A 12,618-nucleotide genomic window follows, 5' to 3' on the forward strand; every position below is an offset into this window, starting at 1 on the left:
TTTCATCCCCCTTACTCTAACTCCTCAATCTTCCCATACTTCTCAATATCATCTGAAGTTGTATTTGCTAATTGATTTAAAAATTCAATTTGGAAACTACCAGGCCCTTTCTCTACCGTCTTAGCAGCTGCTAGTTCCGCAGCTACACCATAAAATATTAATGCTGCTACTGCTGCCTTTACATAATCTTTTTCTACCGCAACAAATGCTCCTATTACAGAAGTTAGTAAACAACCCGTTCCAGTAACCTTTGTTAAAATAGAGTGACCGTTTCGAATAAGAATCGTTCGCTCTCCATCTGTAACGACATCTTCTTTTCCAGTAATGACCGCAACTGTATTCAATCCCTCTGCTGCCTGTTTTGCAATATTTACAACATTGCCATTGCCAGTACCAGCGTCTACCCCTTTAATTTCCCATCTCTCATTAATAACGTTAGCTACTTCAGCTGCATTCCCACGAATTATCGCTAGATCTATTTCAGCTGGAATATGTCTCGCAACTTCTGTTCGGTACGATGTTGCTCCTGCACCAACTGGATCAAACAGTACCGGTACATTGTTCACACTTGCTGATTTACCAGCAAGTAACATCGCTTCTACTTCTTCAGAACGAAGTGTACCCATATTTAATACTAACGCTCCCGCAATACTAGCCATTTCTGCTACTTCTTCTTTTGCATACGCCATTACAGGCGATGCCCCTAATGCTAACAAACCGTTCGCCGTAAAATTTGTCACAACAACATTTGTAATATTATGAACGAGGGGATTAGATTCCCTCACTAAATCCACTACTTTACTAATTTCTTTCCTATTCATCCTTTTCATCTCCTAACTATAATGATGGGAGATACACAAAAAGGCACTTTGCGCGTATGCAAAGTGCCTGAACATGTGCTTTTACACTCTCCCTACGCTGGCATTATCCAACAGGTTCAAATGGTCAATGACGGATTAGTCATACTCTCAGTTTGCATCCACAAACTCCCATGTGTTTGTTATTCATCTACTTCAAAGTCTACTCTTATTCTAGTAAAATAACAAGTTCTTTACTTTTCCGTATAAAGTGAAACATTAATCAGTGGGGGTTTTGTTCATTCCACTAAAACAGCTCAAACCTCGAGCGAAACTGAATCTCAAGAAAATGTATGCTATATTTAACTTATGGAAATTTGAAAGGATGTTTTTAATATGTCAAAAAGCGTTGTAATCGCTGAAAAACCTTCCGTTGCGCGAGATATTGCTCGTGTACTGAAGTGTGATAAAAAAGGAAACGGCTATCTTGAAGGTAGTAAATATATTGTAACTTGGGCTTTAGGTCACCTCGTTACATTAGCAGATCCAGAAAGCTATGATGTGAAATATAAAAAGTGGAATTTAGAAGATTTACCGATGCTACCGGAGCGTTTGAAATTAACGGTTATTAAACAAACTGGTAAACAGTTTAATGCTGTGAAAAGCCAGCTACTTAGAAAAGATGTAAATGAAATTATTGTCGCTACAGACGCAGGGCGTGAAGGCGAATTAGTCGCACGCTGGATTATCGATAAAGTTAAGCTAAATAAACCAATTAAACGTTTATGGATTTCTTCTGTAACCGATAAAGCAATTAAAGATGGTTTTGCAAATTTAAAACCAGGTAAGGCATATGACAATTTATACGCTTCAGCAGTTGCGCGTTCAGAAGCTGACTGGTATATCGGCCTTAACGCGACTCGAGCTTTAACAACTCGCTTTAACGCTCAACTAAATTGTGGTCGTGTACAAACACCTACTGTTGCTATGATCGCTAGTCGTGAAGATGAAATAAAAAACTTCAAAGCTCAAACTTACTACGGTATCGAAGCGCAAACAACTGATAAGTTAAAACTAACTTGGCAAGATGCAAACGGTAATAGCCGTAGTTTTAATAAAGAAAAAATTGATGTTATTGTAAAAAATCTAGATAAACAAAATGCCACTGTTGTGGAAATTGATAAAAAACAGAAGAAGTCATTCTCTCCTGGTCTTTACGATTTAACTGAATTACAACGTGATGCAAATAAAAAGTTTGGTTACTCTGCTAAAGAAACATTAAACATTATGCAGAAATTATATGAACAACATAAAGTGTTAACGTATCCTCGTACAGATTCACGCTACATTTCATCTGATATCGTTGGAACACTTCCAGAACGTCTAAAAGCGTGCGGTGTCGGGGAATATCGTCCGTTAGCACATAAAGTACTACAAAAGCCAATTAAGCCTAATAAATCATTTGTTGATGATAGTAAAGTAAGCGATCATCACGCAATTATTCCAACAGAAGGATACGTTAACTTCTCATCCTTTACAGATAAAGAGCGTAAAATTTATGATTTAGTTGTGAAACGTTTCTTAGCTGTTTTATTCCCTGCATTCGAATACGAGCAACTAACGTTACGCACAAAAGTTGGTAATGAAACGTTCATTGCACGCGGAAAAACGGTTTTACACGCTGGTTGGAAAGAAGTATACGAAAATCGCTTTGAAGACGATGATGTAACTGATGACGTAAAAGAGCAGCTTCTACCTCACATTGAAAAAGGTGATACATTAGCTGTAAAGTTAATTATGCAAACATCAGGTCAAACAAAGCCTCCTGCACGATTTAATGAAGCGACTTTACTTTCAGCAATGGAGAATCCTACAAAATATATAGATACGCAAAATAAACAACTTGCTGATACGTTAAAATCGACTGGTGGATTAGGCACTGTAGCGACACGTGCAGATATTATCGACAAACTCTTCAATTCATTTTTACTTGAAAAGCGTGGTAAAGATATTCACATTACATCAAAAGGCCGTCAGTTACTTGATTTAGTACCAGAAGAGTTAAAATCTCCTACACTAACTGGTGAATGGGAACAAAAACTTGAGGCTATCGCAAAGGGTAAACTGAAAAAAGAAGTCTTCATTTCTGAAATGAAGAACTATACGAAAGAAATTGTTTCTGAAATTAAATCAAGTGATAAAAAATATAAACATGACAACATTTCAACGAAGTCTTGTCCAGACTGTGGTAAACCAATGCTAGAAGTAAACGGCAAAAAAGGAAAAATGCTCGTTTGCCAAGACCGTGAATGTGGTCATCGTAAAAATGTATCTCGTACAACAAACGCTCGTTGTCCACAATGTAAGAAGAAACTAGAACTACGTGGTGAAGGTGAAGGTCAAATCTTTGCATGTAAATGTGGCTATCGCGAAAAATTATCGACATTCCAGGAGAGACGTAAAAAAGAATCTGGAAACAAAGCTGATAAGCGTGACGTTCAAAAATATTTGAAACAACAGAACAAAGAAGAAGAACCATTAAATAACCCGTTCGCAGAAGCATTAAAAAAATTAAAATTTGATTAAACAAAAAGGTTCCTACCTCTATTGGTAGGAACCTTTTATTTTAGTGAATGATTTTACTTCCTTTTGCATTCTCAACGAATTTTTCACTTGATTTATTAATTGGTGTTTTCAGTAATAATGCAGCAACAATCATAACTACTACGAAAGCACTTAGTACAAGTAAATCTCTCGTTACTATATCCCAAAGCATTCCACCCACTGTTTCACGAATTGCACTAATTGCATACGTGAATGGTAAGAACGGATAAAGTGCTTGGAAGAACGCCGGTGTCATTTGAATTGGGAATGTTCCGCCCGACCCTGCTACTTGCAGTACAAGTAAAATGATCGCCATCGATTTCCCAACGTTTCCGAAAATAGAAACGAGTGAGTATACGATACAGACGAAGACTCCACCAATAAATAAACTAAATAATACAAACCAGAACTTATCGACTACGTACGTACCGAGTAAGAATATATCTCCCATCGATACGATAAACGCTTGTGAAAGACCTATCGTTAAGAATGTTAATAAACGTCCGAAGTAAACTTCATGGCTCTTATAATTTGCGCCCTCTTCATGTACTTCTACTGTTAATAATGAAACCATTAATAATGCGCCTACCCATAATGCAAGCACTGTATAGAATGGTGACATCGCTGAACCGTAGTTCGGCATCGCAAATAATTTATTCTCTTTTAAATTTACTGGATTTGCAAAGTAATCACTTTGCTTTTCAACATCATTTTTCAATAGGCGTATGATGTCTTTTAAATCTTCTTCAGATTCAAAATCACGAATTTTATCTGCTAATTCTTTAATCTTTTTCTCAGTCTCCGGCATTTCGGCTTTAATGTCTGCTAATTTCTTTCTACCGTCTACTAAGCCTTTTGATGAATCTTCTAGTAATTTTTTAACATCTGGAAGCTTTTTGTCTGCTTCGCTTAAAATTTGAGTTGTGTTTTTAGACATACGTTTCGTACGTTCAATTGCTGTATTAAAGTTTGGAACGATTTCTGAATCATATGTTGCTAAGAAATCTCCTAATTGAGCTGAGGCATTTTTAGTTGCTTCATTAATACTTTCTACAACCTCTTTTGTAGGCTTCTGTCCATTGTTAATTAGTGTAGTTGCCTTATTCGTTGCATCTATACCTTTTTGAACAGTATTTTGTGCTTTATTCAATTTTGCAATTCCATTATTAAGGTTTTTGTCACTATTTACATCTGCTAATACCTTATTTGTGCTTTCTAGAACCGGAATCGCATCACCAATTAGATTCTTAGTAGCTTGTAATTGACCATTTAATTCTTTTAAGGATACTTTTGCCCAATCTAAATCAGTAACACCTTTATTTGATATGTTTGCTTTAGCATCTTCAACACCATTTTTAAACTTATCATATTCATTTTTCACAGTATCGTATGCTTCATTTGCATCAGCTTTCGCTTGATCAACTGTGCTAACTGCTTTTTTATAATCTGCTACAAATGTTTCATTATAATCTTTTTCAGCTTGATCAATTAATCCATTTGCTGCATCTAATTTTTGATTTGCTGCATCTGTTACATCTTTCTTTACTTCTTGTCCTGTGCCAATAACATTTACAATATCTTTAATACCGTTATTTGCATTTTCCATTTTGCCTTTAAGACTAGTTAAGCGATCCACTCGCCCTTGGAAGAAGCTTTGACCAAAATCAGTCGTCGCTGATTTTTGAAGTTCAGTAAATACATTAATAAGATACACAATACTATCTGTACGACCTTGAAGATTCTCAGAAACCGCATTAAGATCTTGCTTTGCCTTTTCCGGATCAAACTGTCCATTTTGCAATCCATTTACAACACTTTTCCCGTATGTTGTTCCTGCACGTGCTGAGTTTAAAACATTATTCACTGTTTGATTAATGTTTCTTGCAATATTTTTATAACCTTCATCGTTCAACTTTGAAAGATCCGGACGCGCTGGAATTTCAGGCAATCCTTTCATACCAGAAAAGTCTATTCCCGGATGCATTAAAAAATCCGTAAAAGCATTCGCTTTATCCATTACCTCTTTAGCTGCTGTTAAATGATTTCGTATTGTCCCAGGAGCATTTTGCAATGTTTGATCGTTGTTTGCAAAGAACTTATCTAAATTCCCTAACGCTTCTTGACCATCATTAATAACACTTTCTACAACCGGCAACTCTTTTTGCGCCACTTTCACAACATCTTCTGCTCGAGTCGCATCATCTAACGCCTTATCCATAAGTGTATTCATTTCTGGGAACTGCGCTTCTAACTTAAATACAAGATCTTTTACTTTCTCGATACTTGGTAAGTTTGTTTCTAAATCGATTCCAAGGTCATTGAAAATTTTAAAAATCTCACCGTTTGCTGTTTTAACAAAGTTTTTACTAATTTCTTCTGTAATACCTGATGCACCTTTTGCTGTAATTTTCGGTGCAATCGCATTTACTTTTTCATTCACATAGTAATCCAGTTCTGGTTTCTTTGGATTTTCATCCAGAACAGTTGCAATCTTTTCAGAGAAGTCTTTTGGAATTGTAATACTTGCATAGTAATCCCCGCGTTCAACTCCGTAAATTGCTTGTTTTTCATCTACAAATTTCCAGCCAAGATTTTTGTTTTTCTTAAGAGAATCTACAATCTCGTCCCCGATATTGATATCTTTCCCTCTTAAATTAGAGCCTGCATCTTGGTTAGAAACTGCAATGGGAACCTCTTTTGTATTTCCATATGGATCCCAAGAAGCTTTAATGTTAAACCATGCATATAACGATGGTAAAATCATTAACCCTAAAACAATAACAATTGCAGCCCAATGTTTAGCTACATTCCGTAAATCTGTCTTATAAATACGCCAAATTTGTTTCATAGAAGTTATCACCTAATTATATATTTTTCCTTCTTTAGAAAATGATACATACATTTTGCAATTATATCACTTTCTACATCGTGGATTAAACGAAAACACACTATTTTTCCCATTAAATATTTCACTTACTTCATTATATAACGAAGTAAAAAAAGTATGCATACAAAATGACCAAATTAGTTTTACATTCAATAATAACAAATATATAGGAAATGTCATAAAAAATACAAGTATTTTCTCTTGGAAATACTTGTATTCCTAAAAAAAATCCTCACAGCTTTTCATCATCTGTGAGGATTTCTTCTATTATATATCTAATTGAACCTCTACACCGAAATGATCTGAAATTACATTTCGATTTGTACCATTAAAAATAATTTTTGAAGAACGAACTTTTTCACTTCGGTTACACAATATTAGATCGATTCGCAAATTATGTTTATTTTCATCCCAACCAGCAATCTCACCTTGGACAGTTGTTCCTTCATCCTTCTCTATTGCTAGTTCATATGTGTCATACAAACCTTTTTGTATCATATATTCATAACCCTCCCCTTGCAAACGGGCGTTATTATTAAAATCACCCATTAAGAAGGAAAGTTCATTGCTATCTACACGCTCCATCAAACAATCCACTTGATCTTTAAATGATTCTTCTTCGTCATTCCACCAACCGAGGTGGCAAGAGTAAAACGTGATGTTCTTACCATTATAAGCAATTGTTGCACTTACAATTTTGCGTGTTTTCCAATACGTTGTATCCTTATTTTCTGATACAAAAAACATATCTTCTTTTATAACATTATGTTTCGTTAGAATCGCTAATCCTTCTTCATACACATCATAACCAATATGAGAGAAATCCCAAGTAATATTGTAATCTTTTACATGCAACGCTTTTAACTCTTCTAATAGTAAAAGTCCAAAATTATCTTCTTTCTTGTTACCGCATACATTTTCAGCTTGTATAGACTGACTTACTTCTTGCAATGCGATAACATCGTACTCTTCTTCTTGAATGACTTTAGCAAGATATTTTATCTTTTCCATTTGATTCTCTTCTTGCCAAGAGTGACAGTTTAAAGTTAGCAATTTCATATTATTACGCACCTAACATATCTTGAATGTCTGACTTTAATACGTCAGCTTTCGGACCATATACTGCTTGTACACCTTTATCTTTTACGATCAGTCCTAAAGCACCATTTTGTTTCCACTGCGCTTCTGGTGCAACAACATCTAAATCTTTTACTGTTACACGTAAACGCGTCATACAAGCATCTACGTCAGCAATATTTTCTTTTCCACCTAATAAATCAATAACTTTTGTTGCTAATGAACCATCTTGTACATTTCCTGTTCCTTCTGATGACTCATCTTCATTATCAATATAGTTACCTGCACGTCCTGGTGTTGGTAAATTGAACTTTTTAATTAAGAAATTGAATAATGTAAAGTTAAGACCGAAGAATACTAATGAAACGATAACGAAATTGATTAAATCTCTTGTTAGTCCTGCATTAACCATCATCGGTGTACGAGTAATTAACTCAATAAATCCAAATGCGTGAACACGTAAGTTGATTAAATCTGCTAATGCAAATGCAAGTCCTGTTGTAATAGCATATACAACATATAGTACTGGTGCAATAAACATGAACATGAATTCAATTGGTTCTGTTACACCTGTTAAAAATACTGCTAATGCTGCTGATAAGAACATTGGTTTATATTTTGCACGTTTTTCTTTATCAACATTACGGAACATCGCAAAAGCAATCCCCATTAACGCTGCTGTTGAGCCGATAACTTGTCCAGCTTTGAAACGAGCTGGTACAACGTTATTTAATAAATCGTTATATGCTTTCGTATCTCCACTTGCTAATAAATTATTTAAGTCTGTAATCCATGCAAGCCATAATGGATCTTGTCCTGCTACAATTTGTCCAACTTTTGAGCCAGTTAACATCGTATATGTTCCGCCTAGCTCTGTGTAATTCATCGGAATCGTTAACATATGATGTAATCCGAATGGTAATAATAAACGTTCTAACGTTCCATATACAAATGGCGCAACAACTGGCGCACTATCTTTAGATGCTGCAATCCAGCGACCAAATTCATTTAATCCACTTTGGATAAATGGCCATAAAAGTGATAATACAATCGCAGTGACTGTAGACCAAACAATTACAACGAATGGTACGAATCGTTTTCCATTAAAGAATGCTAATGCCTGTGGCAGTTTATTATAGTTATAGTATTTGTTATATAAAGTAGCTCCTAAGAAACCTGTGATAATCCCTACGAAAACTCCCATGTTTAATGCTGGTGCACCAAGTACAGAAGTAAAGTAATCTTTTACAACTAAATCTCCTGCTAATACTGAAGAAACTGTCGCTTTTGAATCCGCTAACATTTGAGCGTTTACGCCAAATATTGCTCCTGTAATTCGATTTGTTAAGACGAATGCTAATAGTGCTGCAAATGCACCACCTGCGCGATCCTTCGCCCAAGATCCCCCAATTGCTACTGCAAATAAAATGTGTAAATTTGTAATAATTGCCCAACCGATGTCTTCCATTACACGAGCAATAGTATGAACTGCGTTAATATCCCCAGCAGACATTCCAATTAGCTTACCGATGGAAATCATTAAACCAGCTGCTGGCATTACAGCTACAACAACTAATAATGCTTTCCCGAACTTTTGCCAAAAATCAAAAGACGTAATTTTCATCTGTTCTTCCTCCCCTTTATTTATAACAACATAATGATTTAAATTATAATTTCTGTTTCTCTTATGAAAACGATTCCTCATATTGCTTTATCTTTTTTGTTACGCAACCGTTTTCATAAATCTATTTTAATAAAAGCGTTTTCACATTGCAATAGAAATTTATTTTTTTTCATAAAAAAAGATGCTCAAGGAGCATCCTTTTGTATTATGAAATGCGATAAACCCTTGTTTCATAAGGTTTTAACGTGATTGTAGTTAATTGTTCATGTTCCGCAACTTCATAGTTATTTAAAAGCAAACGTTTGCGTTCTAGTGCGAATAAAGGCTCATTATACACAGCTTCCTCTTTTGAGATATTACTAATTACAATGACTTTTTCATCCTGTAACGTACGTGTATATGCATAAATTTGTGGATCGTCCTCTAAAAGTAAATCGTACGTACCATAATTCAATACATCGTGCTCTTTTTTCAAGGCAATCATTGTCTTATAGAAATTGAAAATAGACTTTTCGTCATTTTTTTGCTTTTCAACATTAATTTCTTTGTAATTTGGATTCATGCCAAACCAAGGTGCACTTGTTGTGAAACCAGCATTCATCTCATCGTTCCACTGCATAGGTGTACGTGAATTATCACGGCAAGAAGCCCATATAATTTCCATCATATCTTGATGTGATACGCCTTCTGCAATTTTCTCTCGATATAAATTTTTAATTGCTACATCATCGTAATCTTCAATATTTGGTAACTGAACATTTGTCATACCAATTTCTTGTCCTTGATAAATAAACGGTGTACCGTGCATAAAGAAATACATCGCTCCTAGAGCTGTTGCACTTTCACGCCAATATTGTTTATCATCTCCCCACGTTGAAACGATACGTGGCTTATCGTGATTCTCGATATATAAAGCATTCCATCCTTTATTCTCTAATCCTTTTTGCCATTTCGTTAATACCTTTTTCAATCCTACAACATCAAGGTCTTTCTTCTTTTCTGCATCCCATAAGCTTAAATGTTCAAACTGGAATACCATATTGAATTTACCTTGCTCTTCTCCAACCCAAAGCTCAGCATCTTCAATCTTAACGCCATTCGCTTCACCAACAGTCATAATATCGTACTTAGAAAATGTATTTTCTTTTAACTCTTCTAATAAAGGTTGAATACCATCCACATTCATATGTTTATCAAAAGATGGTACATATTTTAATTCTTTTGGATTTGGCATATCGTTGAAGCCATCTTCTTTTTTAATATGGCTAATTGCATCAACACGGAAACCATCAATTCCCTTATCAAGCCACCAATTAACTGTATCGTATAACACTTCACGAACTTCTTTATTCTCCCAGTTTAAATCTGGTTGTTTACGTGAGAATAAATGTAAATAATATTGTTCTGTTACTTCATCATATTCCCATGCCGAACCATTAAAAATACTTTCCCAGTTGTTTGGTTCCGCACCATCTTTACCATCATGCCAAATGTACCAATCACGCTTCGGATTGTCTTTAGATGAACGAGATTCAATAAACCATGGATGTTCATCACTTGTATGATTAATAACTAAATCAATAATAAGCTTCATGTCACGCTTATGAACTTCATCTAATAAAGCATCAAAATCCGCCATTGTACCAAACTCATCCATAATATCTTGATAATCACTAATATCATAACCATTATCATCATTGGGAGACTTATACATTGGACAAATCCAAATTACATCTATACCTAAATCTTTTAAATAATCCAGCTTTGCAATAATACCTTGTAAATCTCCAATACCATCACCATTTGAATCCATAAAGCTTCGTGGATAAATTTGATAAGCAACTGCTTCTTTCCACCATGTCTTATTCATAGTCATTCTCTCCTTTTGCATCCCATCGGAAATTTTATGCAAACGTTTTCGTAACACTATCATAACAAAATATGAATAGTTTGCAACTGTTTTCATTGAACTCTATGTAGATTCCTTATTCTTATGCTTTATCCCGCTATTGGCCGGGCAGTAAGAACCCCACCTCAAAATTCAGCGAAAGCAAAGAAGTTCGGTGGGGATCGGGCTGCCCGTTAAAGTCCGATTGGTGAAGGCTAATAATCAGTGGGGGAGGAACAAAACTCCCACTGATTATTAGCCTTCACTTTATTTATTTCTCACAAAGGTAAATCTCATTCTTACCTGCTCTTGTCCACGCACGTTACATACTCTTTTCATATATTAATAAAAAGCACTGCTTATTTTAGAAAGGAGTGATAAATTGAAACAAACAAAATTAACAGGTCGTATCGTTGTTCCCTCAGATCCTGACTATGACGTAGCCCGAATGAATTTAAATTTAAGTATTCCAAAACTCCCTTGTATTATTGTTTTTTGCCAAAATAAAAATGATGTGTGTAATGCCTTAAAATGGGCACGTGAACGTCATATACCATTTCGCTTAAGAAGCGGACGTCATAGCTATGAAAATTTTTCTCTTTTAAATAGAGGACTTATTATTGATGTGAGTGAAATGCATCGCATTACTGTTAATACAAATAAATTAACAGCAACAATTGAAGCTGGTGCAAATCTTGGTACGGTTTATAAAGAACTTTGGAATTATGGTGTTACAATACCGGCTGGTACAAGTGCAAGTGTTGGAATTGTTGGATTAACACTTGGTGGTGGTATCGGTATGCTTTCACGCTTATTTGGATTAACATGTGATCAATTAGTAGAAGTTGAAATGGTACAAGCATGCGGTAAATTGGGTGCAAAAATCATTCGTGCAAACGAACAAGAAAACCCTAACTTGTTTTGGGCTTGCCGCGGCGGTGGTGGTGGAAACTTCGGAATTGTTACTTCTTTAACTTTTCGAGTACATCCTATAAAAAATGTATCAATCTTCTCCATCACATGGGAATGGGAAGATTTTATCGCTGCATTTCAAGCTTGGCAAAACTGGGCGCCTTATATAGATGAACGTCTCACTTCATCAATTGAATTATTCGCAAAGCAACAAAATAAAATTGAAGCACAAGGTGAGTTTGTTGGCTCTCTCTCTGAACTCCATTCCTTATTATCACCACTTCTTGAAACCGGTACCCCCTCTCTCTTTATAGATGAAGTTCCTTATATAAAGGCTGTTGAATTTTTTAACAGTGGTAACATCCCTGAAAACTTCAAGCGCTCCGGTTCCTACGTATATAAACCTATCCCTCTTAAAGGCATTCAGATTATGCAATATTTTCTTTCTCATGCACCAAATAAAGATGCGAGTATTTGGCACCAATCGCTCGTAGGTGCTGTGGAAAATATTTCGCCTACTGAAACAGCTTATTTCCATCGCAAAGCAATTATTGCGCAAGAATACATTACCTCTTGGAAATGCGATGATGAAGAAAATCGAAATATACGCTGGGTTAAAGATTTAAGAGAAAGCTTATATCCTTATACACTAGGTGATTATGTCAATTGGCCCGATATCGACATTAAAAATTGGCAAACTAGTTACTATAATTCTAACTTTCACAGATTACGTAAAGTGAAAACCATATATGATCCTTGCAATGTTTTTCGTTTTCAACAAAGTATCCCACCCTTTCATACGTAAAAAAGGGGATAAAATAAAAAATCA

Annotated in this window: 7 protein-coding genes and 1 riboswitch; of the genes, 2 read left to right on the forward strand and 5 right to left on the reverse strand. The window is 35.3% G+C overall.

Annotated elements, in window-relative coordinates; translation table 11 throughout:
* Positions 1 to 11: 11 nt before the first annotated feature.
* The gene (thiM, locus tag G9F74_RS13590; protein ID WP_016107449.1) at positions 12 to 821 is read right to left on the reverse strand and encodes a hydroxyethylthiazole kinase; all 810 of its coding nucleotides are present in this window, start codon (positions 819 to 821) and stop codon (positions 12 to 14) included.
* Between the two features lie 72 nt (positions 822 to 893).
* Positions 894 to 1,003, reverse strand: a riboswitch (TPP riboswitch).
* Between the two features lie 190 nt (positions 1,004 to 1,193).
* On the opposite strand from thiM, the gene topB reads away from it, so the two are divergent.
* Positions 1,194 to 3,383 (forward strand): DNA topoisomerase III, encoded by a 2,190-nt coding sequence (gene topB, locus G9F74_RS13595; protein WP_016107448.1) that lies wholly within the window; start codon positions 1,194 to 1,196, stop codon positions 3,381 to 3,383.
* Between the two features lie 40 nt (positions 3,384 to 3,423).
* Here topB and G9F74_RS13600 read toward each other — a convergent pair whose 3' ends face one another.
* The 4 genes from G9F74_RS13600 to G9F74_RS13615 form a co-directional block, all read right to left on the reverse strand.
* Positions 3,424 to 6,249 carry a YhgE/Pip domain-containing protein gene (locus tag G9F74_RS13600; RefSeq protein WP_016107447.1) on the reverse strand — a complete coding sequence of 942 codons (2,826 nt, stop codon included), beginning with the start codon at positions 6,247 to 6,249 and terminating at the stop codon, positions 3,424 to 3,426.
* Positions 6,250 to 6,555: 306 nt separating this feature from the next.
* A complete protein-coding gene (locus tag G9F74_RS13605; protein WP_016107446.1) occupies positions 6,556 to 7,347 on the reverse strand; it encodes an endonuclease/exonuclease/phosphatase family protein in 792 nt (263 codons plus the stop codon).
* Between the two features lie 4 nt (positions 7,348 to 7,351).
* Positions 7,352 to 8,989, reverse strand: a complete 1,638-nt coding sequence (locus G9F74_RS13610) for a PTS transporter subunit IIBC (protein ID WP_000705554.1) — start codon at positions 8,987 to 8,989, stop codon at positions 7,352 to 7,354.
* Positions 8,990 to 9,194: 205 nt separating this feature from the next.
* On the reverse strand, positions 9,195 to 10,859 hold the full coding sequence (locus G9F74_RS13615; protein ID WP_016107445.1) for a glycoside hydrolase family 13 protein: 1,665 nt from the start codon (positions 10,857 to 10,859) through the stop codon (positions 9,195 to 9,197).
* Positions 10,860 to 11,259: 400 nt separating this feature from the next.
* On the opposite strand from G9F74_RS13615, the gene G9F74_RS13620 reads away from it, so the two are divergent.
* Positions 11,260 to 12,594: an FAD-binding oxidoreductase gene (locus G9F74_RS13620; protein WP_016107444.1), complete on the forward strand. Its 1,335-nt coding sequence runs from the start codon at positions 11,260 to 11,262 to the stop codon at positions 12,592 to 12,594.
* The last annotated feature ends 24 nt before the right edge of the window (positions 12,595 to 12,618 follow it).

The organism is Bacillus sp. EKM202B (assembly GCF_011066025.1).
GTDB classification, from domain to species: Bacteria; Bacillota; Bacilli; order Bacillales; family Bacillaceae_G; genus Bacillus_A; species Bacillus_A toyonensis.

What these genes read in the sequence shown, in the direction of transcription:
- thiM (WP_016107449.1), bottom strand. Translation starts at nt 821, where the DNA reads ATGAATAGGAAAGAAATTAGTAAAGTAGTGGATTTAGTGAGGGAATCT.
- topB (WP_016107448.1), top strand. Translation starts at nt 1,194, where the DNA reads ATGTCAAAAAGCGTTGTAATCGCTGAAAAACCTTCCGTTGCGCGAGAT.
- G9F74_RS13600 (WP_016107447.1), bottom strand. Translation starts at nt 6,249, where the DNA reads ATGAAACAAATTTGGCGTATTTATAAGACAGATTTACGGAATGTAGCT.
- G9F74_RS13605 (WP_016107446.1), bottom strand. Translation starts at nt 7,347, where the DNA reads ATGAAATTGCTAACTTTAAACTGTCACTCTTGGCAAGAAGAGAATCAA.
- G9F74_RS13610 (WP_000705554.1), bottom strand. Translation starts at nt 8,989, where the DNA reads ATGAAAATTACGTCTTTTGATTTTTGGCAAAAGTTCGGGAAAGCATTA.
- G9F74_RS13615 (WP_016107445.1), bottom strand. Translation starts at nt 10,859, where the DNA reads ATGAATAAGACATGGTGGAAAGAAGCAGTTGCTTATCAAATTTATCCA.